The following is a 25,951-nucleotide window of genomic DNA, read 5'->3' on the forward strand; positions in this document are numbered from 1 at the left end:
TGCCGCCTGCCCTCTAAGAGTGATGGGGGCCCGCCCATGCTGGTCCTGAAAGGCTGCTCCACGACTTGTCTGACTCACGGGGGAGCAACCGGACTAGCGTGGTTGCAAGAGCAGGCGGCCCTCCATATTCTCCTCGATCGATTGGCGCTCGAAGAGCATTGGATGGTGTTCCGTCCGCAGCCAGGGACGCACAAAGTCGCCATAGTGGCGGCTACCGGGGTGACCCGACTGCCCGGGTGCATGGCCCGAGAGCGAGGCATTCAGATCAGCCAGATTCACAATCTGGCGATACGAAGGCACAATCACCACCTGCTCCGGCTGGTTGGGCAGCACAGCCCCCATAAAGACCGTATCAATATCGCCGCCCGCCGGATAGGGGCCACGATTGAACAGCTTATCAAGCGGCTTCACATTCCCCAGCGGATGCTGATAGGTCAACCGGTGAATGGCCCCATACTGCCAGCGCGACACATCCGGCCCTAGCTTCTCCAGCAGCTCAGCGATGGTCGCCGACCAGGCTGCCGAGATCGCCGCATGCCACGAGTGCGGCCCGTTGGGGATCGCTGAATCCGCGAACCAGCGGTCATCACGCTCCCTGAGCAGGCGAATCAGCAGCGGCTTGCTCCGGCTGGCATAGCCATTGAGAATCGCCAGCAGCGTTGAGCCGACGCCCAGATACTGATAGAGCAACTGCTCATCATCGCCGATGACCGCCCCGAAGACAATGCGCTCCAACTTCTGCAAGAATGTCTCATAAATTGCCGCCCCCGCACTCTGCGGAGAAAGCACATAATCCCACTCGCGCAACGTCTGCAGCGCTGTCTCCTCCAAAGCATTCGCCGGACTCACCGTTTCCAGCACATGCGGCACAATCTCGCGAGCCGGCAGCGCATACTGATCCGACTGGATGCGCGCCATATCCGCCAGCGATAGCCGCTCCTTGCTCAAAAGCAAATCGCGGATACGCTGCGCGCGATAGCCGTTGAGCCACTCGTGAGTAATATAGTAGGGATAATCATCCTTCACCACACGGTTATTGGCCGTCACAATCAAGTGCTCAGGCGGATTAAAGAGGCGCGGCAGCTCCTCGAAGGGGATAAAGCCCGTCCACTCATATTCACCTGTCCACCCCGGTGAAGGCAGCAACGTCTGACGATGGTTGCGAACAGGAATCAAGCCCGCCATAATGTAGCCAATATTGCCCTCACGGTCCGCATAAACCACATTCTGCGGCGGCACATCCCAATCGCGCATCGCCTCTAGAAACTCCTCCCAGCACGTCGCGCGGTTCAGCTTCTCCACCGCCGCAATAATGCGGCACGACTCAAAGCCGGTCCAGCGCAGAGCAAGAGGTAACGCCGCGGGCGTAGCACCATCGCCCTGACCCGCCTGCGCCTTCCCCGTCGGCAAGTTCGTCAAGACCGGACCATGACGAGTGATCACTACCTCCTCAACAACCGGCTCCTTACGCCCCTTGACGCGGATCTCCTCACGGATCACTTGCGCCTCTTCCCAGCGGCCCTGAAACTCATAGCGGAGGGGATTCTGCGGATCAAACTTCTCAATGTAGAGGTCCTGAACATCAGAAATCGCATTTGTCAGGCCCCAGGCGATATAACGGTTATGGCCGATCACAATACCAGGGGTTCCCGGGAACGAGGCCCCAATCACATCGATATCGCCAGCCACCAGGTGGCACTCAAACCAAATCGAAGGGGCGCTCTGAGCCAGATGAGGATCGTTACAGAGGATCGGCGCGCCCGTCACAGTCTTACTGCCATCCACCACCCAGTTATTGCTTGCTCCCAACGGACCGAAGCCGCTCAACTGGCGCACCTGCTCGTATGGCTCCAACAAACCCGGATTGACACCACCATACTCAGCGCCTGGAGGAATGATCAGCGGATGCGAAGGATCATAACCTGCCTCCAGGCGGGCCGCCCGCTCGGCCCCGGCGCGGGCAATGATGCGAGCGCGGATCAGCTCGCTCTCCCAGTTGCCACTGAGGTTCCAGCCCATCATCTTGGCCCAGAGCAGGCTATCAGCGGGCTGCCAGGGGTCAGGTCGATAGCGCAAAAGGGTGAACTCAACGGGGAGCGGATGAGTTTCAATAAAGGCATTAACGCCAGCAGCGTAAGCCTCCAGAATCCGGCGGTGATGGGCCGAGAGATGCGCCACATCCTTAGCGGCAGCGCGGTGCAAACCCAGACGACGGCAAAAGCGATCAAGCTCTAACGTCACCTCACCTACAATTTCCGAGAGCCGACCGGCGCCCAGGCGACGATTGAAATCCATCTGCCAGAGACGCTGCTGTGCGTGAACGTAGCCCTGAGCAAAAAAGAGATCATCCTCATTGCGAGCATAGATATGGGGCACGCCATAGCGGTCGGTAATGACCTCGACTTCCTCATGCAGACCAGGCAGGCGCCGGACACCCTTGGGCGAGGGAATGGGGCGACGCAGCAGGAAATAATACGCGCCGCCAAGCGCACCCGCCAAACCGGCGGCAGCCATCAGCGTCTTTTGCCACCAGGATGCCATGATTCTCGCCTCCTTTGCGTGCGTGTATACGACTCGCTGACTGTCATGCAGATGGGCCGAACCGCCCATCATCTATCAGCACATGCGCAACAAGTTGCTGGCTATCTTACCTCACCACTTTCTCTATAACTTGGACAACGCTGCATGCACATGCCGAATCAGCGAGTCGCTGGATCTAACAGACAGACGGACGGACTGGTACCTCAGCCTTCGGCGCTTGCTCATCTGCCTCTGTACGAGCAAGCAAGCGAGAAAAGGCAGAAGAACAGCGGGAAGAATACCAGGCGGTCCTGGCTCCCTCCCGCTCTTACTAGCTGGCTAAGACAACCTGGATCATCCAGGCAATATTATACGTTGTGATCAGCGTTGAGTGCAGGCTCCGAAGGCCAATCCTGGCAAGCAAGCGCGATCGGCGGGCCGCTGAGCCAATCCAACTGCGACCCACCAGGCCTGGCGGGCCAGCTCTCCTTTCTGATGAAAGGGGCAGCTAGACCAACTCAGTGCCGTGAGCCGTATCGCGCACCTCAAAGCCATATGCCTTGATCTGCTCGCGTAGCGCATCAGCGCGCTTCCAATCGCGAGCGGCGCGAGCGGCCTCGCGCTCGCGCACCAGAGCCAGTACTTCTTCAGGAATAGAGCGCGGCTGGCGAGGAGCGACCGTCTCCAGGCGCAGGCCGAGCACGCGGTCAAAGTCCAGGACCAGGCGGCGCCGCTCGGCTGGAGGAATACGCTGATTGTGCAGTGCGCGGTGAGTCAGATTCAGGGCCGTAGGCAGCTCCAGATTATCGTTAATCGCCTCGTGGAAAGCCTCTCGCAGGCGCTGAGCCTCATCGGACCAGGGGCCCGTTGCGCCCACGCCATCAGCGGGCAACTCCGCCAGGGCCTCGCGCAGATTATTCAGCCCATTCTGCGCCGCCGCGATCGACTCATCAGTAAAGTTGATCTTTGAGCGGTAGTGAGCGGTCAGCAGTAGATAGCGCAACGCCAGCGGCTCAATGCCACGCTCCTTCAAGGTAGAGAGCAGAACCACATTGCCTTTTGAACGGGCCATCTTGGCATTGCCGAAATCCAGAAACTCGCCGTGGACCCAATAGCGCACTGGCGGCTTACCACTGACACCCTGGCTTTGCGCGATCTCGTCCTCATGATGAGGGAAGATCAGATCAACCGCGCCGGTGTGAATATCGAACTGTTCGCCCAGGTACTTGACGGACATCGCCGAGCATTCGATGTGCCAGCCGGGGAAGCCGAGGCCCCAGGGACTTTGCCAGTTCATCTGGCGCTTAGGGCTGCCACGCTTCCAGAGCGCAAAGTCCTCGGGAGACTGCTTATCCTCGGCCACCTCCATCTGTTCGCGCCCGTGACCGCCAGCCCGCAACTGCTCCAATGTATTGCCAGAGAGCCTGCCATACTCGGGAAAGCGGCTCACATCGTAGTAGACGTTGCCCTCACTGGTCACGTAGGCCAGGCCTTTTTCGATAAGCCTGGCGATCATCTCCTGCATCTCAGGAATGTGATCGGTCGCCTTGGGCGCGATATGGGGGGGCAGGATGTTCAGCTCGGCGGCATCCTCCTCATAGCGGCGCGTGTAGTAGGCTGCGATCTCGTAGGCTGAACGGCCCGTTCTGCGCGCCTCATGCTCGATTTTATCCTCGCCGCGCTCCTCGACGTCGTTCTGCAGGTGACCAACATCGGTGATGTTGCGCACCAGCAGCACTTCATAGCCGTTGTATTCGAGCATGCGGCGTAGCCAGTCGGTCATGAGAAAGGTGCGAAAGTTACCGATGTGGATATCACGATAGACAGTGGGTCCGCAGCTATAGATGCCCACCTTTGGCGGGTGAAGAGGCTCAAAACGCTGTTTCTCTCGACCGAGTGTATTGTAAAGCACAATCGGCCTGGCCGATATGCTGCTCATTGCGCTGTTCTCTCCTAATGTGCAGAAATGCTCACAAGACTGTACCCAAAGTGGAGCCGAGGGAAAAGAATGCAGGCAAGCAGTACGCTAGTTGCGCGTGTTGCGGCCAGAAACAGCGTGGGTACAGAAGTGTGTTGCAGCTCGTGGTATAGCCGCCATCATGCCCATAGCACCTTCAGTCCTCTGATTTCTCTGCCCCATGTCTCTCTTCTCGTTGCGCCTCGTCTCATCTGCGCTCACGCTTATCGCCAGGTTGCCGGGGCGAGCGCATGCCTGGAGGCCGCTCTATGCTTCTGTCGGGAGGAAACCACCGATAGATGACGGTTAAGGTCGGTCCGTCTTCGCTAGTATAGCACACTCTCAGGCACTGGTATAGCCCCAGACAGAATTTGCAGAGTTTTTGTTTATCAGCGATCATCGCCCACCATTTTTTTCGGTTTGCCCCCCCTGCGACGTCTACAAGGTGGAAGGCAACCGCAGGGACAGAGCTGATAGCGCCGGTCCCCTTTGGTCAAAGCTGACGACCCTGCCCGCGGGCCAGTCCCCAGGGCAGCGACCTCCCGCCCTGCTTTCCTATGTTCAACCTGGGTATCCGTACCAGGATAAGCCCGGCGGTGACGGTAAACTTATAGTGATTCTACTACTAGGATTTAGATCTCTCTAAGATTTCGAGATTTTTATAATCTCGAAATCGATGTCAGCTTGAAAGTAGTTGCTTTAAACAGGAAAGGAGTTACAGACATGGTCTACGGATGCTCGCCATCTGAGCAGCGCACCTGGCGACTTTTCCCATACGATGGGCCAGGTCCCTACGATGACGACAACGACGGAGAGGGCCGCTGGAAGCCTGGCACCTCGCCGGAGGACACTGATCCCGAGGAAGAGGAGGAAGGAGACTCGCAAGTCAGCAATCAAGGGACAGGGCAGTAGCTCGCCTCTTCTATCCCCTCAACGGGATCAAACAGCGTTCAGATCAGCACCTGATACAGGAGCGTTAGCCCGCAAGAGTGCGGCTTGCGAGGCACAACGTACCGGCGCCATCGAGCTCTGCCCCTGCCTATCCTACCACAGCGAGATTTACAAAAGCAACCGCCACGGCAAGCCTGGCGGGCCAAGGCTGCTAATGCGAGGCGGCCACAGCCAGTCGGGGCCGTGGCGGTCGTGGCCTTTCTAAGCCGGGTGAGCCTAAAGGGCCGACGCGCTCTTCGTCTCTCTAGGCTCCAGCGGCTGGGGCTTCGCGCACCGCGAAGTAGACAGCCTGGGGGTGATGGACTACGATGGCCGCTGTCGACTGCTCTGGTACCAACTGATAGCCGGGGGTCAACTCGACGCCGATACTGCTCTCGACGGGCAACAGAGCGAACAGCGTCCGATGGTCCTCCAGATCAGGGATGGCCGGGTAGCCCCAGCTATAGCGTCGCCCGCGCCCTTCCTGCTCTGCTAACCCCAACTCGCGCCGAATATGTTGATTGGTATACTCGGCCAGCGCCTCTGTGAGCTGTACTGACAGGCCGTGGAGAAAATAGGCTTCTGAATAACGGCCCTCCTGCTGCAATTGCTGAACGCGCTCTGATGGGCCAGGTCCCATCGTCACCACTTGCAACGCCACGACATCGACCGAGCCGCTGGCTGTCGAGGCGAAGTAGTCAGCCAGACAAAGCCGCTCGCGTTGGCGTTGGCGAGGAAAGCGAAAGCGCGCTAACTCGCGCAGCGTCTGGCGGCCCTCTATGAACGGCTGCGGATCATAGATGATCAGGCTATTGCCCTGAGACTGGCAGGGGTAGTAGCCATAGATAGCGCGCGGCTGCAAATAGCGCTGCTGCCTCGCCTCACGGAGCATGCGCTCCAAACGCGGGCGGAATTCCTCCGCTACCAGGCGCGCGAAGTCTTCACCATGCGCCTTGCCACCCCAATGCAGCCGAAAGAGCGTATTCTCATCCAGACAGGCTGCGATATCCTCCAGGCCGAGGCGGTCTAGCAGGCGCGGTCCCCAGAAAGGTGGCCTCGGGATCGAAGGAGCCGGCTGGATGCTGGCCGACGGTTGCTCATCCGCGGTGGCAGCTCCCTCGCTGGGTGTAGCCTGTTGCTGCTGCTGCCTTTGTAGCTCACGCAGGGCTTCCTGCTTGATGCGCTCCACGAAGGCAGCCCGCTCCTGCGGGTCTCCGGTCAAGCGGTCCATGATCTCCAACCCCTCGAAGGCATCGCGCGCATAAAAAACCCCTGGCTCGTAAGGAACCAGGCGCACCTGATCTTTGGCGGAGCCATCCCGCTCCTCAACAAAGAGAATGCGGCGGCCATAGGCGCGATTGATGGCGGCGCCGCCCACGATCACCGGGTAGGACAGACCACGACGGTGCAATTCCTGGACGCAGAGCGGCATCTGCTTCGAAGTACTGACCAGCAGAGCCGAAAGACCAATGGCATCGGCGTTAACCTCGACGGCTTTGGCGAGAATCGTATTCAGCGGGACCTGTTTGCCCAGGTCATAGACGGTGTAGCCGTTATTGCTCAGGATCGTATTGACCAGGTTTTTGCCGATATCGTGCACATCGCCGAAGACGGTCGCCAGCACGACCCGCCCCTTGGTATAGCCCTCCTTGCGCTCAAGATAGCCTTCGAGATGGGCCACGGCCCGTTTCATGACCTCGGCGGACTGCAGCACAAAAGGCAAGATCAACTCACCGGCCCCAAAGCGGTCGCCGACCTCTTTCATCGCGGGCAAGAGCACGCCATTGAGAACCTGGATAGCGGCCTCACTGGCTGTTATACCGGCAGTGCAACGCTCGTGGATAGCCTGGGTGATCAGCTCCTCGATGCCCTCTTTGCGCCGGTGCAAGATCTGCCAGCGGATACGCTCATCGGTGCTGAGGCCCTCGGTCGGGTCGGCGCGCGTTTCCCCGGCTGTCTCGACTGAGCCATGCTCCTCAAAATAAGCGATATAGCGCGGCAGCGCCTCGGGGCGGTTATAGATCAGATCTTCGGCCAGGCGTCGCTGCTCCTCGGGGATCTCTGCATACGGCTTGATATGAGCGGGGTTCACAATGGCGGCATCCAGACCGGCGCGGACCGCGTGATAGAGAAAAACGCTATTGAGCACGGCGCGCGCTTGCGACTTGAGGCCAAAGGAGACATTGCTCACCCCCAGCAGCGTCAAGGCGCCGGGCAGCTCGGCCTTAATCCGACGCAGCGCCTCCAGCGTCTCGATCGCCGCTGTGCGTAAGTCCTCCTGGCCGGTGGTGATGGGGAACGTCAACGGATCGAAGAGCAGCGCCTCGGGAGACAGGCCATACTCGTTCACGCAGATCTCGTAGATGCGGCGCGCCACCTCTAGCTTGCGCTCGGCGCTTCTGGCCATGCCGACCTCATCGATCGTCAACGCCACCACTGCCGCCCCGTGTTCGCGGGCTAGAGGCAGAACGCGCTCAATACGCTCGCGCCCATTCTCCATGTTGATCGAATTGATCACGGCCCGACCTGGGTAGACCTCCAGGGCCGCCTGAATGACCGTCGGCTCCGTCGAATCGATGAAGAGCGGTACCTCAATACCCTGGGAGAGCTTCCTGATAGTCTGGGCCATCTGGGCGGCCTCATCGCTGCGCTCCGTCAGTGCCACACAGACATCCAGAGCATGGGCCCCGCCCTCAACTTGTTCACGGGCGATGGCTAATAAGGCATCATAGTCGTCCCGGAGCAGGGCCTCCTTGGCCTTGCGGCTCCCCTGGCTGTTGACGCGCTCGCCGATCAGCAGCGGCGGCGGGTCCTGCTGCAGGCTGCTGGCGCGCATGCCACTGGCCACCAGAGGCAGCGAGACGCTAGCAAAGCTGCGCCGCTGTAGCACGCTGTCGGCCAGAGGGCGTGGACGGCGTGGGGCCGTGCGGCAAGCTTGCACAATGGCGCGCAGGTGGGCGTGAGAGCTACCGCAGCAACCTCCCACAATATTGACGCCGAAGTCGGTAATGAACTCGCGCAGGGCGGCGGCCATCGCCTCGGGAGCGAGCGGATAGACGGCCTTGCCACCCACATTCAGCGGGATACCGGCGTTCGGGATCGTTGAAATGGGGAGCGGGCAATGCTCTGCCAGATAGCGCACCGGCTCGCGCATATGCTCGGGACCGGTGGAGCAGTTGAGTCCAATAATCTGGACCCGCAGTCCAACCAGAGTAGCCATCACTGCGGCGATATCCGTACCGAGCAACATCCGTCCGCTCGTATCAAGCGAGACCTGGGCCTGAATCGGTACCTGGCGCCCCGTTTGCTCCATTGCGCGCCGCAGGCCTGTCACAGCGGCGCGGACCTCCAGCAGATCCTGACTGGTCTCGATCAGCAGCACATCGACGCCGCCCTCCAACAAAGCAGCGGCCTGCTCCTGGAAGACCGCCGCCAGTTGCTGATAGGTGATATTGCTCAACACGGGATCATCGGAGGATGGCAGCATACCAGTGGGGCCAATAGAACCAGCCACAAAGCGCGGCCAGTCAGGTGTACTGTAACGATCGGCCAGCCGACGGGCCAGACGCGCGGCGGCCAAGTTAATCTCATAGGTGCGCTCTCCAAGGCCGTACTCGTTGAGCTTCAAACGACTGGCCGTGAATGAATTAGTCTCCAAAACATCGCAGCCCGCTTCCAGAAAGCCCGCGTGGATCTCCTCAATGACCTCCGGTCGTGTCAGCACCAGGTATTCGTTGCAGCCCTCAGTGGCTGGTCCGCCATAGTCGGCTGCGCTCAGCTGATAGGTCTGAATCGTGCTGCCCATAGCACCGTCGAAAATCAAAACGCGCTGTGCCAGGGCCTCCAGAAAGCGGCTCATAAGCAGACCGCTTGCCTCCTCTACGCTCTTGCTTGCTTTGTATTCCTTGCTGCTCCGGGCTGGAGATAAGAGGCGCTCAACCATAAGATGTGAGCGGCAGCCGGAGTCAGTGCTGTGCCAGGTCAGGTGACAGAGCGAGCGGGGCAAAATAGCCCCGCACCCGCTGGCCGGAAAGGCTTGGGCGCCTATGGTCAGCTCAAGACAGGCTCTCTGGAACGCGAAGGGAAGGAAGGCCACAGATCGCTGACGCTGACCGGGTTGCTCTATTATAGCATGTTTCGTCGCTAGCAGCTGAGATTGACGCCCACCCAATTAAGGAGCAAAGCCAGGCGCAGGAGCGAGCGACCAGCGGACAGGGCCCGGCACACACAGGTAGGAGGAGAAGAGCAAAAGAAGCAAGGCGACCAGGCGAGAGGGAGGACTCACTCCGAAGCAGCGCCCTTGCTGGCGAAAGGCTCCCAAATCTGCACAGTACCATCCCACGACCCAGAAGCGATAGCCTCGCCGGTGGGAGACCAGGCCAAGGCGCTGATCCAGTCGCTATGCCCGCGATAGCTCACAAGCGGCGCAGAAGGAGCGGCTGCCCTGCTAGCTTGCCATACATGCACCTGCTCATCGACGCCGCCCGAGGCGATCAACTGACCATCCTGTGACCAGGCGACGCAGGTCACACCGCCACTATGGCCATAATAGCAGAGCGGCTCGCGTCCGCCATCGAGACCCCGCGGATCACGGGCCTCCCAGACATGCACCGCTTGATCATCGCTGGCGGAGGCCACCAGGCGGCCATCAGGCGACCAGGCCACCGCATTCACCTTATCATGGTGTCCATAATAAATGCGAATATTGCTCCCCGTGCTGGTGGTCGGCTCCCAGACATGTACCGTGCGATCCTCCCCGCCGGAAGCGAGCTGGCGACTATCGGGAGACCAGGCCAGAGCGGCGATGCTGCCGTGGTGACCGCGATAGGTGCAGACCACGCGGCGAGTAGCCACCTCCCAGACCAGGACCACGCGCTCCTCACCAGCGGCGGCCAAATACTTCCCATCGGGAGACCAGGCCAGGGCCAGAATACGCTCACTGAGGCCCTCGTAGCGCGCGCCGGCTGGCGACTGAAGACGAGCTACGTGACCATCGTGGGGTAGGACAGCCAGCACCTGTACCACCTCCGACAGCAGGCCATCGGTCATAGCCAGATAGCGCCCATCGGGCGACCAGGCGATCACAGGCGCTTCCAGAGAGAGGCCCCGCTGAACAAGCAAAGTCTCCCCGCTGCGGCTGTCCCAAATCTGAACACTCTCATCCTGACTGCTGGAAGCCAGATAGCGCCCATGACTGGCCCAGGCCAGAGAGGCCACGCGAGCGCTGTGACCGCGGTAGACCAGGCGAGGCTGAGTCACGCTGAGCAACGGCGGCGGCTCAGCGATGAGTGCTGCTGACTGAGGAGAGGCCACAAACGGTAGCGGCGACTTAAACTGTGAGCGAGGCAGAGGAGAGAGCGGGAGGCGCTCCTGACGACTGGCACGCTCCAACTCGCGAGCGAACTCCTCCACCGAAGGGAAGCGCTCATTAGGGTCCTTGGCCAGGGCGCGCAAAACCACCTGTTCCACCGCCGGCGGGAGCCCCGGGGCCCGCTCGCGCAGCGGGGGCGGAGGCGCAATCTGATGCTGCAAAGCGATCTCCTGGGTCGTGCCCTGGAAAGGCCAATCGCCCGTCAGCCACTCATAGACCACCACCGCCAGAGCATACTGATCGCTGGCCAATCGAGGGCGCCCGCGTAGCTGCTCCGGCGCTGCATAAGGGACCGTCCCCTCAAAGCCCTGGGGCTTCTCGCGGCGATAGCCCGCGCTGCGCGCCACTGTGGCAATATCAAAATCGCTCAGCCAGACCTGATTGTCTGGCCCCAACAGCATATTGTGCGGCTTAATATCGCGATGGATGAGCTTATAAGCATGGATATATTGCAAAGCCGAAGCCACCTGACGCACATACGAGACCACCGTTGAAAGAGGCAAAGGGGTCCCGCGTGGATGCCGTTCGCGCAAGGTCCCATGAGGAGCGTAGGCCATCACGATGAACGGCTGCCCGTCCTCGGCCCCGAAATCGAAGACACGCACGATGTGCGGGTGCTCCAGCCGTGTTAAAACCTGCGCGCGGATCAGCAGCTCAGCCAGTTCCTGACTGGAGAGCTGAGCCTCAACCACCTTTAGCGCCGCCTGGGCCCCCGTACGCACATGCTCCCCCAGATAAACGCGCGTCATATGGCCCTGACCCAGTAGCCGTACCAGCCGATACCCTCCAAGCCGCTGATCGATTCGACTGACCATAGCGCATTTCTCCCCTCGCAAGGTTCCTGCTCTGCATGCAATCGCTGGTCTTCTCCTTCTACCTCGCGAGTACCCTTGTTGGAGGATTGTAGAGAATGGAGGAGATACATGTCAAGCTGCTAGTCAAAATGGTATATGTTGATGCTTTTTGCGCTTCCTTGTTCAATAATGCCAGACGCAAACGGGGGCATCAAAAAAGTAGCCTGGTGCTGTCATACACGAAGAAGAACGAGGTAGTCAGCGCTGTGGGCTAGCAGACAGCAACTGCTCCAGCGTCCGGGCGAAGCGCTCGACCTCCTCCTCGGAATTATAGTAGTGAACCGAAGCGCGCACGAGCGCCTGAAGGCCATGTGCCTGCATATCCAGCAGAGCTGCCTGCTGAGAGACCACCGCCACATTGATACGCTGGTGGCGCAGAGCCTGGCGGATCATCTCAGCCTCCCAGCCTTCCACCGTAAAGGTCACAATCCCACTCTGGACCACACCCCGATCATGGACGATCACCCCTGGCAGGGGCGTGAGGCGCGTACGCAACAGATAAGCGAGATCGCGGATACGGCGCCAGAGCCGCTGCTGATCCCATTGCAACAAATAATCAATAGCCGCCCCCAGACCCAGACGATTCGCCATACTGGCCTCCCAGCACTCAAAGCGGCGCGCATCTGGGCGCAGCACATACTGATCAGGAGCCGTCCACCTGGCAGCGTGCAGATCGATCAGCGGCGGCTCCAACTGCTCCAATACCTCGCGGCGCACATACAGAAAGCCCGTGCCACGCGGACCACGCAAGTACTTGCGCCCGGTGCCAGCCAGAATGTCGCAGCCGAGCGCACGCACATCCAGCGGTACCTGACCGACCGACTGCGTCGCATCCAGCAGATACAGTACGCCAGCCTCGCGCGCGATGCGACCGACCTCCGCGGCGGGGTTAACCAGGCCATTATTGGTCGGCACATGGGTCAACGCAATGACCCGAGCCCGCTCATCAAGAGCGTTGCGCAGAGCGCTCAAGGAGATCTGCCCGTACTCATCATCGGGAATCACCTCAACACGGACCCCGAAACGGCGTGCCATCTGCAGAAAGGCCAGATAGTTACTGGCGTATTCGGCCATACCGGTCAAAATGCGATCACCTGGTGAGAAGGGAATAGCGTAGAAAGCCATATCCCAGGCGCGGGTAGCATTCTCCACCAGCGCTACTTCACTCGGCTGGCAACCGAGCAGGGCAGCCACCGCCTCATAAACGTGAGCAAGGGCCTCTTGCATTTCCTCAGCGGCTTCATAGCCGCCGTGGCGTGCCTCGCGCTGCAGATGAGCACTGACAGCCTCCAGCACGGGCTGAGGCATCAGAGCAGCGCCAGCATTATTGAAATGAAGCACCTCGCCGCAACCCGGCGTCTCCGCGCGCGCCTGGGCCAGATCGAAAGCGCGACCAAGCCTTTCCACTGTTCCGGCTCCTTTTGCATCTACTCACAGCTGCAGATCTCAGCAAGAGCTGCCGGCGAAGGTCTCGCCTGCAAACCGCCCAGCCTGTTCCTGGTCCCGGGCAGCAGGACAGAGCAGTTGCTCTCAGCGATAGCCTGCCTGCGCCACCCAGGAACCAGGAAGAAGGCCAGCCGGCCAGATCAAAGGGCAGAAGGGCCAGTTGAAGATTCTCCTGTCAGGGCCAACCGCATCAGCTTGACAGGCTGCCTCATTCCCCAACAGGGATAACAACGCGGCCCTGACCGGTGGGCGGCATATTAGGACCACTGCCGACCCAGCGTACAGCCGTACCGATGGCCGTCACTTCCATCCACTCGCCGTTATGCAGATACTGAACCTGGATATCAACGCCGATCACCCCATCAGCGCCAAGCTGATCAGCCTCAAACTGCATACGGCTCAAGGCCAGCTCTCGGGCCTGATACATCAACTGCGTATACTCCCTTAGCTCGCCCTGGAAATGGGACTTAATACCCGCCAGCCAGTTGCGGATCGCCCCCATCGAATAAATGCAGTTGCCCATCACCAGACCCAGGGGCTGAAAACCTTTGTCAACGACAAGCCAGAACTCCTGGCCGGAAAGATCGGAGGTAAAAGCCCGACCCCGATAGCCCGGTCGGACATCCATCGCTGTTCGTGGTTCGCTCATGGGACCTCTCTTTCGCTATGGTCTTATCAGGCTGCTGCTTGTAGTCTTGCTTGCTGCCGCTGCGCCTTGAGGCGCTCGCTGACAGGCGGCTTGCTGCCTTTCCAGGATAGGCAATCCCCTCTGCTATGTCAACCGCGCCATACTGCAAGGCCGGCGCACTGTCCCTCTGACAGGCGACTAGCTTGCCGGCTTTGCGGCTCCTCTCTGATCTACGTCTTGCCTTCTGTGACTCATACGTCTAAAATATGACTGGGAAGTTCAATGAAGTGCCGAGAGCGTGGGGAGAGCAACTTTGAGCAAGGAGGACCAGGCCAATGGCGGACGAGCCAGGGCGACAGCGCTTAAAAGAGCGGCTGCGCGAGGTACGTGCTGAGCTGATTCTGAATGTAGCGGAGGAAGTCTTCGAAGAGCGGGGCTATCATGAGACGACGATGGATGAGATCGCAGCTCGCTGCGGCATTGCCAAGGGGACGCTCTATCAGCACTTCCCCGGCGGCAAAGATGAGCTAATCACTGCCCTCTTTGCGCGCCATCTGGAGCACTTCGCCCGCGCTGTCGCCCTGGCTCATAGCGCTGCCAGTACGGCCCGCGGCAGGCTCAAGTATATTCTGGAGTATGTCTATCTGGAGCGCAGTGGCTTGCATGCTCGCCTCTTGCAACTGCTCACCTACGGCGGAGACCTGCGGCAGACGCTCACAGAGAGCCTCGGCCCCCGCCTGAAGCAGATCAGCGCCGCTATTCGCGCCTTGCTGGAGCAAGGTCAGCAAAGCGGCGAGTTTCGCGCTACGCTCTCGACCGATCTGCTACTACAGACATTTATGCATCTGCTACTCTTCAATAAGTATCAGCCGGTGCTTGAGCGTGAGCACCTCTCTCCCGAGTGTCTTGTAGAGCAGGTCGCGCAGATCTTCTTTGATGGTATTGCCAGCGACACGCCTGGAGAGGAAAGGATATAGCTGCCATGCAATCACAGCCCGGTTTACGCGCAACGGCCCCCATGCTCTTCGGGCTGCAGCCCCTGGAAGAAACCGAGCGTTCCTTTGCCTGGTTTGCGGCCATGCGCGAGGCGCATCCGGTTTTCTTCCATGAAGGAACCGGTATCTGGCAAATCTTTCGCTACGACGATGTCTTGAATGTGCTCAACGATTACGCTCGCTTTTCCTCAAATGCATTTGAGGATGTCGGAGCCTTTTTTGAAGGAACGCTGGTGGCTAAAGATCCGCCAGAGCATCGCAAACTGCGCAGCCTGGTCAATCAGGCCTTCACACCGCGGGCCGTAGCGCGTCTCGCGGACCGCATCACACAAATCACCCAGGAACTGCTTGATGCGGTGCTTGCCAAGGGAGAGCTAGATGTCGTGGCTGACATTGCCTTCCCCCTTCCAGCCAAAGTCATCGCTGAGCTGCTCGGTGTACCTGATCAGGATTGGGACATCTTCCAACGCTGGGCGCGGGCTGATCCCTCGATGCCACCGGCGCGGCGCCTGGCCGGGCGGACGATGCGGCAAGAGATGGAAGACTACTTCACAGATCTGATCGCCGAGCGGCGGAAGGCGCCGCGCGAAGACCTGATCAGTGCTCTCTGTCAGGCTGAAATCGACGGGCAGCGCCTTAGTCAAGCAGAGCTGCTCAGCTTCTGCGTGCTGCTGCTCGCTGCCGGCCAGGAGACCACCAAGAACCTGATCGCCAATGCCATCGTTTGCTTTACCGACCACCCGGATATCATGGAGCGGCTCCGTCGTCAGCCAGAGCTGATGCCGGCAGCGATTGAGGAAGTGCTGCGCTTCCTGCCGCCCGTCTGGTTCCTGCTGCGGCGTACAACGACTGAGGTTGAGCTTGGCGGGCAGCGCATTCCGCCTCAGCAAAGCGTGCTTGTCTGGATCGCCTCGGCCAACCGTGACCCGGCCCAGTTCCCGGAGCCAGATCGCTTCCTGATCGAACGCAGCCCCAATCGGCATCTGGCCTTCGGTCATGGTATCCACTACTGTGTCGGGGCCCCGCTGGCACGCCTGGAGGCCAAAATTGCCTTGCCATTGATGTTACAGCGCCTGGGACATCTGGAGCGCATACCGGGTATCCCAATCATGGTTAATCGCGGGCTGGTCTTCGTCATTCGCTCCTTGCCAATCGCCTTCGAGAAAGCGTCTGCGGCTCGCCAGTCCTGATTGAGGAACAAGCGGAGCAGCCAGGTGATCAGCGGCGTCCGCCCCAGCCAGGCCAGAGCGGACGCCGCCTCGTCTAAGGCCCTTCGTCAGGCACTAACTCGATCACCTCGCCAAAGGGAAAGGCCTCCTTCTCAAGATGGTAGCCTGTCACGACCCAGAGCACGGGTAAGCCGGGCGGCTCCTCGGGAAAGAGGCCAAAGCCGTCGGTCAGATAGACACAGACGGCGTTCTGCCACGGCTCATGCTCGGCCTGAATGCGCTCGAAGAAGGGGCGAAAGTTGGTTCCTCCGCCACCTTGCGGCAGTGGCAGCGCGCTGGTGACATTGCTCACCTCATAGGGGCCGTGACAGTCGCTATCGACATAGTAGAGCTGACCGATGACATGCGGGTAGGCGGCCAGAATGCCGCGCACCTCACCGAGAAAAAGGCTCAGGTCGTGCTCGGTGATCGAACCGCTTGTATCGATAGCGATGTAGGCGTAAAGCTGCTCATTCTCCTGGGCATCAAGATAGAGCCGCTGGCCGATAAAGCGCCGATCAAAGCCAGCGAAATCACTCGGCGTCTGGGTCAGAAAGCGCCAGAGATAGCTACGCCAGTCAAGTCGGCTCGGTTCAATACGCGACAGCTCGCGCTCCAGACCGAGGGGCAAGTGACCAGGGTGCGTATTGGTATTGCGAGCCTGCTTGATGGCCCGCCACCAGTAGTCTCGCAGCCGGTCATGCTCTTCGGGCGCGAGCGGCTCCTCCTCTTGGCCAGGCTGCTTCAGATCCTGGAGAACGCGGAGCTGGGCCGCGCGCTGGCGATTTTGCTGCAGCTGCTGATAGACCTCTTCAACGCATAGATTTTCCAGATCAGGTTCACGTACGTGACCTTTGGGCAGCTCTAGTCCCTCCAGGTGGGCGATGATGCCATTGACGACGATATCGGCGGCGATATTCCAGAGCTGCGCATCGCGCTGGCCGCGGCGCGGCACGTGCTGGAGAGCGACATGGAGCACCTCATGGGTCAGCACTCCCTGGCGTTCGGCTGGCCTCAGCTGCTGCCAAAAAGTGGGATTAAAGGTAATGCTCCGCCCGTCGGTCATGGCCGTATCGACGTTCTCGCTCACTTTGATCTGGGCGAAAAGGCTCAGCGTGGCGAAAAATGGCTGCCGCAGGCGCAACTGAAGTATCGCGGCGCTAATCTGTTTTTGTATATCTTGTCGCTCCTGCATGAATAACCTCCTTGGAGCGAGCTGGCTCAAGCGATCGCGGGGCACTGACGGCCTGTGGCTCTCGTCAGCGGGCTATCCCTCCTTCGCTCACTACTGCTGATTAAGCAGTTCCATATATTCAGCAAACAACTTCTGGAGCTGCTGATTGCGCTGTACCAGGGCGGCCAGCTTACCGAGTTCGTTGCGGGCGCGCAACAAGCGGAAAAGATCAGTAGCGAAGAGCTGGACCCATTCCGGTGGAGCTTTGCGGCTCATCCAGACGAAAGCCTCATAGCACTGCTGCAGGCTTGAGGCGCGCGTTGCCAAAGCAATAGTAAGGGCGTAACGTAGCGACGGCTCGCCAGGAAAAGCGACGCGCTCCCCCTCGCCTCCCAGGATGGCCTCGACATCAGGGAGACGGTCGTAGAGAGCCATAAAAGCCTCAAACTCGGCAGCGGCGCCCTGGCCAACGGCGGGGGCGATATCCAGTCCGGCTTTATAGAGTGCGTCGGCCATCATCCATGTGCGCGGGGAGGGCCAGGCTGGCTGCTGAGGATCAAGCTTGTGGAGCAGTTCGGGACGAAAGGCCAGAAAGGCCAGGAGATGTTCATGCATGCCCTGCTCCAACGCATAGGCCTTGAAGCTCTCGAAATTCGGTTCCACAAACAGGTGAATAAAGCGATTACTCAGAGGGGCCGGCATATCGAAGACGGCGGCCCGATCTTCTTTACGATTGCCGGCGGCCCAGATGAACCAGCCTTCGGGAACGGTGTAGCTTCCGACGCGCCGGTCAAGAATCAGCTGCTGGGCGATGCCCTGGATGGTTGGCGGGGCCAGGTTTAGCTCATCGAGAAAGAGAATACCCTGACCTGAGCGCGGCAGAAACTCGGGCGGGTACCAGCGAGCGATCCCCTCCTCAGCCACTGGCAAACCGCGCAAATCGGTAGGAGCAAGCTGTGAGAGACGCAGATCGATCAGCTCCAAACCGTGGCTGCGCGCTGTTTGAGCAACGATGCTGGATTTACCGATGCCGGGCGGCCCCCAGATCATGGTACTCATCATCAGGCGTCGACTCACCAGGCCGGAAAGAAAGCGTGCCAGGGCATCAGGTCGCATGAGACTCTTTCACCTTCCTTGCTGTTTCGTTTGATTGAGGTAGCACTCCAGCTATATGGATAGCACATACAGCACATACATGGCAGCATGTGCTCCGGGGCGACCTCTCGCCGGCGGCCCCAGGAGAGAAGGACAGGCCCCTAGGCCCGAAGCGATCCCCTCCCTTGGAGCAGCACCACAGGAGAAATCTGTCACGCCCCTCTTCTCTCGCCAGTTGGGCGGTCCCACAGCAGAAGCCAGGTGGCAGCTACAGAGGGATGAGTAGACAAGCGTACAAAGGCGATCATTCGGGAAGCAAGATCAGCGTCCGTACGCCGAGGGCAAGCGTCCCGCCGCTAGACAAGAGGCGGGATCGAACTGTTGGTGTGAAGAAGCGCCAGCTTCTCACCTGATGCGCGAGAATCATGTGTTTGCAGTATAGTAAACAAGCGCGGTGTCTGTCAATGCGCTGAAAGGGCCGCCAATCGGGCCCGCGCGGCGGCGCGCACAAAGCAATTGCCATCGTGGGCCAGAGTTTCCAGCAGCGTCGCCGGTGCGGCGGCATGCTGAGTCACAAGATAGCGTTCAACCCAGCGACCGGATTCGGCGAACAGCTCCAGCAAAGCCGGAGGCAGATCCTGGCGCTGCAGCAACAGCGGGCGCAGGCGCGAAGGTAGATCAGCTTTGATGATTTCTTCGCGCAGCGTCTCCAGCAGATAATCAAAGATTGGTCCCTGGGCTTGCGCCACAACCTGCGGGTGGGTTGCAACTGCGATCGCTATCTCACTGTCGTTCAAGCGCAGCAACTGCTCCAGCAGTGTCAGTGGAGTAGCAGGATGGGCAGCCACGGAGCGAAGAATCTCTATCGGCTGCGCACCCTCCTCCGCTAAGGTGGCAGCGCGTTGGCGGCGCCACTCACGCAGATAGCGGGCGGCAAGACGCTCCAGCAAGGGGCCGGGCAATTGCGGCTGCTTGCTCAAAGCCAGGTGGATATCACGATCGTCAAGCTCTGCGAGCCAGGTTGAGACATCGATAGGCGTCTGAGGATTGCAAGCCAGGCCAACCAGCAAGGGCCGATCGTGAGCGCTCGCAGTCGCCAGGCGGCGCAGGGCCTCGGGCGTCAAGGCTGGATGCGAGGCGGCGCAGCGACGGATCAACTCCTGCGGATGTCTGCAAAGTTGCTCGACCAGCGCTGCAGGCAACCGCGGATTACTGGCCAGTGCCCGCACGACCTCGACAGAGCGATCGCTCAATAGGTTTTCAATGAGCCCTGGCGGCAAAGCCGGATGAGCGGCCACAGCAGCCCGCACCTCGCTGGCGTCATCCTGAGCCAGGAGCTGAAACCAGTCGCTGTCAGGGGGCAGGTGCGCAGCGACGGCGGCCCGGACGGCAGGGCTGGCATCGGCAGCAAGGTGAGCGCGCTCGGTCTCCTGCAGAGCAGGATGACTGGCCGCGGCCTGGCGAACCTCGGGTTCGGCTCTGCTGACCAGGCGGGCCAGGGCCTCGGCTGGTAGCTGAGGATGGTGGGCCAGGCGGCTGAGCACTTCACTGCTGGTATCCTCTAGCAAGGTCAGCAGGAGATCGGGAGGCGTGGCGGGATTGGCTGCGACGGCGCCGCGAATCGCTGCCTCCGAAGCATGTGCCAGCTCGCGCAGCAGCTCAGGTGGCAGAGCTGCCAGGCCGATGGTCTCCACGCGCACTGGCAGTGGCCCCTCTCTGGCCAGTTTCTCCCGCGTGCCCTGGTGCATGCGAGGCAGGCAGGCGTGCAGAAGTCGACGCCAACAGTCGTCGGAGGGCTGGTAGATGCCTTCAAGCAGCCAGGGGTAGAGGTCAGGCAGCGCCAAAGCCAGAAGCACCAGGGTCGAACTGAACGAGCGAGGGTAAAGGCCCACCTGGCTGCTACGTCGCTCGTAATCAGCTACCGCCTCGCTGGCAATCTGCTGCCATTGCTTGTTAAACTCGTCTATCTCGCCAGCAATCGCCACGTGCCACTGTAAGGCCCACATGGTTTCATCGGAGAACCAGCGAATACGGCTGAGGTTCACATCCTCGTTGAGCCAACGCAGCCAGAGCAGGGGTGTTTCTTCACAGCGGAGGAGCTGCAGCCACGCCTGGGGCGATGCCTGCTTAATGAAATCAGGCTGCGTCAGATTCAAGAGGGGCAGAATAGGATTGGCCAGAAATTCGTGAGGAAACTCACGGGCCAGCTCCAGCAACAGATCGAGCGAAGTGTTGGGATTACGTGCCACGGCCCGGCGCACGCTCAAATCACGTTCTCTGCTGAGCTGCTCCAAAACAGCGGGCGGGGTCGCCGGATTGGCAGCGACCAGCGGGCGCAAAGCCGGCTGTTGACTCAACTCTGCCAGCCGCTCCGGTGCCGTATCGAGGCTTTGGGCCTCAGCAACCAGCTCGGGGGGCACACGTTCAGTTGTCATGAGCGGAAAGATCCATCGCTAGTCTAGTGATCCCGTCCTCAACAATCAGTCGGCATAAGGGCGAGGCGCATCGGCTGGTGGCATCAAAAGTAGCAAGGCAAAATAGGGAGGTGCCAGCGCAGGCCACATAAGCGCAGCGTCTGATGGGCTTGCCGGCGGGCCTCCAGCAAATAGGCGAGTGACTAGTGAAATACTATAGACCACAGAGCATCTCTCTGTCAATGCAGCCGCTTTGCCCCTTGCCCTTGGTGCGCAAGCCTGATTTGCCGTGTTCGTTCGAAGGAGTGTCACAGGCTAAGCGCTAACCGCACGGGAGACCATGCTGCGAAGTGCGACGACCCGCAGCGGTAGCGGGCCGAATCCTTGGATCTCCTCCTTGCCTGTGGGTGTATCATCGGGATAGAGCCGGGGCGATCGATATTCATGCGACGTAGCCGAGAGAACAGCCCCAGTAGTTGAGAAGATGGCACCTCCCGCGTCTAGGGTCTCAAGCGCAGACCCCTCTAGCTGGCGCAGGAATCCTCTGGTCCCTGACAAGCGAACGCTGCGTGTCCCCGTCGTGCAGCTTCCAGGGCAGAAGAAGCTGTATGACTTCAGTCATTGCCGAGTGGCGCAATTGCTCTGGAATATGCTATAGTACAGACGTTCGGTCGAGGTCTGCTATGGCTTGGCAGGAGGAGAAGAGAGCGGTGAAGGTCACACCCGCACGGCGCCAGTATCTGCAGATCAAGAGCCAGTATCCCGATGCAATTTTGCTCTATCAGGTTGGCGATTTCTACGAGACCTTTGATGAGGATGCCCGTATTGCGGCCCGCGAGCTGCAGATCGTTCTTACGGCTCGCAACTATGGTGAGGAGCGTGTGCCACTGGCTGGGATTCCGATGCACGCGCTCGAAAACTACGTAGGCAAGCTGATCCAACGCGGCTATAAAGTAGCGATCTGCGATCAGGTTGGCGAGGTTGGCCACGGTGTGGTAGATCGTGCTGTGACGCGCATCCTGACGGCTGGTACGCTCTCTGAGCCGAATCTCTTGCCGGCGCGCCAGAATAATTATCTGGTAGCTATTGCCTCCTCGCGCCAACAGACGGGGCTGGCGGTGGTGGATGTGAGCACGGGTGAGTTTAGCGTCACCTGGTTTGCTCCTGCGGAGTTGCCAGCGGCTCTGGAAGCTGAATTACAGCGACTGGCCCCCTCTGAATGCCTGGTTGCTGAGGGGACAAGTCGCGATGCCTACCGTTTCCCCTCGCAGACCGTGACCATTACCCCCTGTCCGCCCCATTTCTTCGACGTCGAGGCGGCCCGCGCACGCCTCTGCCGCCATTTTGGTGTGCAATCGCTTGACGCCTATGGCTGCGCCGGCGCTCCCCAGGCGATTGCTGCCGCGGGAGCGATTATTGCCTACCTGGAGAAGATGAATACGGCCTTGCTCTCGCTGCTGACGGGCCTCCATTCCTACCAGACGACCAGTTATATGGTGCTGGATGCCCACACACAGCGCAACCTCGATATCCTGCAAGGCTCGCGCAGTGGCACAACCCAGGGGAGCCTGTTGGGCGTCCTCGACCGCACTTTGACCCCAATGGGAGCGCGCTACCTGCGCCGCATGTTGACGCAGCCTCTGCTTGATCTGACGCTGCTCAATGCGCGCCTGGAGAGCGTTGAAGAGCTGTATGAAAGTCCCGCGCTGCGCAGCCGCATTGCGGCCTGCCTGCAGGGCCTGGGCGACCTGGAGCGTTGTGCCGGACGGGTACGTCAGGGGACGGCGACGCTGCGCGAAGTCCAGGGCTTACGCAACTATCTGGAAGTCATTCCGCGTCTGCGCGAGTTGCTACAGGGATGCCAATCTCCCCTATTACAGGAAATAGCCTCAGAGCTAGATGACTGCCCCCAGGTGCGCGATTTGATCGCTCGGGCCCTTGTGTCCGAGGGGCAGACGGACGATGGCGCCGAACATGGGCGGCTGATCCGCGCCGGCTTTCATCCCGAGCTGGATGCCTTGATCGCTTCGATCCGTGACTCGCGCCTCTGGATGGCCCGTCTGGAGCCGCAGGAGCGTGAGCGCACCGGTATCAAGTCGCTCAAGGTCGGCTATAACAAGGTCTTCGGCTACTATATTGAAGTCAGCAAGGCTAATCGTCATCTGGTGCCTCCTGACTATGAGCGTCGCCAGACCCTGACCAACGCTGAGCGCTATATTACGCCTGAGCTGAAGGAGCACGAGGCGCGCATTCTTAATGCCGAGGAGCGTATCGAAGAACTTGAGCGCAGCATCTACGCTGATGTGTTACGTCAGTTGGGCCTCTCCTACGGCCAGATTATGACGACGGCCTCGGCGGTAGCGCGGATTGATGCCCTGCTCAGCCTCGCCGAAGTGGCCGCCCATTACGGCTATGTGCGGCCTGTGCTTGAACAGGGACATGTGCTTGATATCGTTGGCGGGCGCCACCCTGTGGTTGAGCGCAGCCTTGACGGCGACGTCTTTATCCCCAACGATACCCATCTCGATGGCGATGAGGGCGAGCGCATCCTCTTGCTGACCGGGCCAAACATGGCCGGCAAATCGACCTATCTGCGTCAGGTGGCCCTCATCACCCTGCTCGCTCAGATTGGCAGTTTCGTTCCTGCCAGAAGCGCGCGCATTGGCCTGGTAGACCGCATTTTTACCCGCGTTGGGGCTGAGGACGATATCGCCTCGGGTAAAAGCACCTTCATGCTGGAAATGGAGGAGACCGCCGCCATCCTGCACCACGCCACGCGCCATAGCCTGATCGTGCTTGACGAAATCGGGCGCGGCACGAGCACCTACGATGGCCTGGCCATTGCTCGCGCCGTGGTCGAGCATCTGCATTCGGTGATTGGCGCGCGCACGCTCTTCGCTACCCACTATCATGAGCTGGCGGCGATGGCCAATGAGCTGCCGCATTTGCGCGTCTACACGATGGCCATCAGCGAGAGCGAGGAGGGCGAGATCGTTTTCTTGCACCGCGTGACCCCCGGCTGCATCGGGCGCAGCTATGGCGTCCATGTAGCGCGGCTGGCTGGCATGCCGCCGAGCATCATCCGGCGCGCTCAGGAGGTACTGAAGGCGCTAGAAGTGGGACAGCATGCTCCTGGCCAAGTAGCCGGGGTGGCGCTCGTAACCGGGGCCTTGCCTATCTCCGCGGCTGCCAAGGCTGAGCCGTCGCTCTCCGGCGCTAACGGCCACCGGAGCGACAGCGAAAGCGAAGGGCAAACGGGGGCCGTGGCCGAGCGTAGAACAACCGCTGCAGCCAGTACTCAGGGCCAGGGGCTGGCGCTTACCTATGCCTGGCAGAGCGAGGAAGGGCGGCGGCTGGCCTCTCTCCTTGAACAGCAAGAGGCGGATGACGCCTTGCTTGATCAGATCGATATCTGTGCCATCACGCCGCTCGATGCCCTCAATCTCCTCTTTCTCATGCAACGTCAGCGACATCGACAGAGAAAGGCGCTATGAGTCGCTCGGATTCGTTCACGCCAGATCCAGGCCAGCGTTTCTTGTCTGCGCCCACGCCACCCTCTTTCCGTTCGCCTATTCGTCAGCTACCAACAGAAGTGGCGGAGCGCATTGCTGCCGGCGAAGTGATCGAGCGTCCCGCTTCGGTGGTCAAAGAGCTGGTGGAGAACGCTCTTGATGCCGGAGCCAGGGAGATCCGCGTTGAGATTCGCGAAGGGGGCCTACGTCTCATTCGAGTCAGCGACGATGGCCAGGGGATACCCGAAGAGGATCTGGAACGGGCCTGTGCTCGTCACTCCACCAGCAAAATCGCCCGTGTCGAGGACTTAGAGCACTTATATACTCTAGGTTTTCGGGGCGAGGCGTTGGCCAGTATTGCCGCCGTCTCTGAGCTGACCCTACTCAGCCGGCCCATTGAAAGCGAAGCCGATGGCCAGGAGGTGCCAGCAGCCTGGATCACAGTGCGTGGCGGCGAGCTGGTGCAGCGCGGTCATCGCGCCCGTCCCCACGGCACGACCGTCACCGTACGTGAACTCTTCTACAATGTGCCAGCACGCTTGAAGTTCATGCGCAGCGCGCGCAGTGAAGCCGGCCAAATCTTGCAGCTGCTTTATCGCTACGCCGCCGGTTATCCTGCAGTACGCTTTAATCTCAGCGTCGAAGAGCAGTCCTTGTTACAGACCAGCGGTAGCGGTGATCTGGCTACCACCCTGGCTGAACTCTACCGCCTGCCGCTGGCCGAACTGCTGATTCCCATAGAGGTCGAAGAAGAAGGCGTCAGGATCTTCGGCTATGTAGGTAATCGGGTGCTGGCCCAGCCTAATCGGCAGCATGTCATGCTCTTTATCAATGGGCGGCCTGTTCAAGTACGGGCACTACAAGAGGCTCTGGAAGCCGGCTATCGCTCGCTGCTAGCCAAGGGACGCCATCCTTTGCTGGTGCTGCATCTGCAACTGCCAGCTCAAGAGGTCGACGCCAATGTCCACCCGACCAAAAGCGAGGTAGGCCTGAAACGTGAACGCGAGCTGGCGGCCCTGCTCACCCAGAGCGTGCGAGCCGTACTCGAGCGCAGCCCGGCTCTGCCCGCTGAGAGCACCTGGCCAGGCCCAGCCGGCGTCTATCAGCCGCGCTTGCCGGGACCGCGTCGGCGGGGCCTGCGCGTCCTCGAAGCCGGCGAGCATTATCGCAGCGCAGGCAATCTGCCAACGACCGCCGAAGTTCTGGCGACGCTGCGCCCTCTGGCTCAGCTACAGGAGGCTGTCATTCTGGCAGAGGCCCCTGATGGGAGCCTCTATCTCGTCGATCAGCACCGCGCCCATGAGCGCATTCTCTATGAGCATCTGCGCAGCCATAGCGCCGGCAGTGAAGGGGCCGAGAGCCTGGCGGCGCGCCTCTTGCTTGAGCCGGTGGTCTTGGAGTTGAAAGGCTGGCAGGCAGAGCTGCTAGAGCAACGTCTGCCGATTCTGGCCAGCCTGGGCCTGGACTGCGAGCATTTCGGTGGGCGCAGCTTCCTGGTGCGCTCGGTTCCGCAGGGCATCGGCGATAGCGAGCAGCTTGCGGCCCACCTGCGCGAGCTAGTGGAGATCGCTCTTGAAGACAGCGAGGACTGGAAAGATCGCTTATTGATTGGGCTGGCATGCCGCTCAGCGCTGCGCCGAGGGCGTCCCTTGAGCCTGGGCGAGCAGCAGGAGCTGCTCCAACGCCTGGCTCAAACCACGGCGCCGGCAGTGTGTCCGCATGGCAGTCCCGTCCTGCTGCACTATAGCCGCACCTTCCTTAGCGAAAAGTTCGAATGGTAAGCTCACCCAGGTGCTCGACAACGCAGGCCGCAGCAATCACTCTCGTCACCCATAACAGCGCGCGGA

The 25,951-nt window shown here is 60.4% G+C and carries 14 protein-coding genes; 5 read left to right on the forward strand and 9 right to left on the reverse strand.

Annotated elements, in window-relative coordinates:
- Positions 1–93 precede the first annotated feature (93 nt).
- Positions 94–2,541, reverse strand: a complete 2,448-nt coding sequence (locus tag AC6H1L_RS15450) for a penicillin acylase family protein (protein WP_497598379.1) — start codon at positions 2,539–2,541, stop codon at positions 94–96.
- A gap of 487 nt (positions 2,542–3,028) precedes the next feature.
- A complete protein-coding gene (gene cysS / locus AC6H1L_RS15455; protein ID WP_497598380.1) occupies positions 3,029–4,459 on the reverse strand; it encodes a cysteine--tRNA ligase in 1,431 nt (476 codons plus the stop codon).
- A gap of 741 nt (positions 4,460–5,200) precedes the next feature.
- Between cysS and AC6H1L_RS15460 the strand changes: the two genes are divergently transcribed.
- Entirely contained in the window at positions 5,201–5,389 is a 189-nt protein-coding gene (locus AC6H1L_RS15460) for a hypothetical protein (RefSeq protein ID WP_497598381.1), read from the forward strand.
- Between the two features lie 283 nt (positions 5,390–5,672).
- Here the strand turns inward: AC6H1L_RS15460 and metH are convergent, their stop codons facing one another.
- From metH to AC6H1L_RS15480, 4 genes are all read right to left on the reverse strand, one after another.
- Complete coding sequence (metH, locus tag AC6H1L_RS15465) at positions 5,673–9,266, reverse strand: methionine synthase (protein WP_497598382.1); 3,594 nt, start codon at positions 9,264–9,266, stop codon at positions 5,673–5,675.
- 422 nt (positions 9,267–9,688) lie between these two features.
- On the reverse strand, positions 9,689–11,593 hold the full coding sequence (locus AC6H1L_RS15470; RefSeq protein WP_497598383.1) for a protein kinase domain-containing protein: 1,905 nt from the start codon (positions 11,591–11,593) through the stop codon (positions 9,689–9,691).
- 237 nt (positions 11,594–11,830) lie between these two features.
- Complete coding sequence (locus AC6H1L_RS15475; RefSeq protein WP_497598384.1) at positions 11,831–13,039, reverse strand: aminotransferase class V-fold PLP-dependent enzyme; 1,209 nt, start codon at positions 13,037–13,039, stop codon at positions 11,831–11,833.
- Between the two features lie 247 nt (positions 13,040–13,286).
- Positions 13,287–13,727, reverse strand: a complete 441-nt coding sequence (locus AC6H1L_RS15480; protein WP_497598385.1) for a YbjQ family protein — start codon at positions 13,725–13,727, stop codon at positions 13,287–13,289.
- 314 nt (positions 13,728–14,041) lie between these two features.
- On the opposite strand from AC6H1L_RS15480, the gene AC6H1L_RS15485 reads away from it, so the two are divergent.
- Together AC6H1L_RS15485 and AC6H1L_RS15490 are read left to right on the forward strand one after the other, a co-directional pair.
- On the forward strand, positions 14,042–14,683 hold the full coding sequence (locus AC6H1L_RS15485; RefSeq protein ID WP_497598386.1) for a TetR/AcrR family transcriptional regulator: 642 nt from the start codon (positions 14,042–14,044) through the stop codon (positions 14,681–14,683).
- Positions 14,684–14,688: 5 nt separating this feature from the next.
- Entirely contained in the window at positions 14,689–15,891 is a 1,203-nt protein-coding gene (locus AC6H1L_RS15490; RefSeq protein WP_497598387.1) for a cytochrome P450, read from the forward strand.
- A gap of 73 nt (positions 15,892–15,964) precedes the next feature.
- Here the strand turns inward: AC6H1L_RS15490 and AC6H1L_RS15495 are convergent, their stop codons facing one another.
- From AC6H1L_RS15495 to AC6H1L_RS15505, 3 genes are all read right to left on the reverse strand, one after another.
- On the reverse strand, positions 15,965–17,104 hold the full coding sequence (locus AC6H1L_RS15495) for a vWA domain-containing protein (protein WP_497598388.1): 1,140 nt from the start codon (positions 17,102–17,104) through the stop codon (positions 15,965–15,967).
- 90 nt (positions 17,105–17,194) lie between these two features.
- Entirely contained in the window at positions 17,195–18,199 is a 1,005-nt protein-coding gene (locus tag AC6H1L_RS15500) for an ATP-binding protein (protein ID WP_497598389.1), read from the reverse strand.
- A 440-nt stretch (positions 18,200–18,639) separates the two neighbouring features.
- Complete coding sequence (locus tag AC6H1L_RS15505; protein WP_497598390.1) at positions 18,640–20,613, reverse strand: variant leucine-rich repeat-containing protein; 1,974 nt, start codon at positions 20,611–20,613, stop codon at positions 18,640–18,642.
- Between the two features lie 689 nt (positions 20,614–21,302).
- Here AC6H1L_RS15505 and mutS point away from each other — a divergent pair.
- Both mutS and mutL read left to right on the forward strand, forming a co-directional pair.
- The gene (gene mutS, locus AC6H1L_RS15510; RefSeq protein ID WP_497598391.1) at positions 21,303–24,086 is read left to right on the forward strand and encodes a DNA mismatch repair protein MutS; all 2,784 of its coding nucleotides are present in this window, start codon (positions 21,303–21,305) and stop codon (positions 24,084–24,086) included.
- On the forward strand, positions 24,083–25,885 hold the full coding sequence (gene mutL / locus AC6H1L_RS15515; protein ID WP_497598392.1) for a DNA mismatch repair endonuclease MutL: 1,803 nt from the start codon (positions 24,083–24,085) through the stop codon (positions 25,883–25,885). The genes mutS and mutL overlap by 4 nt, the downstream gene beginning before the upstream one ends.
- The last annotated feature ends 66 nt before the right edge of the window (positions 25,886–25,951 follow it).

The sequence above is a fragment of the Thermogemmatispora argillosa genome, assembly GCF_059696725.1.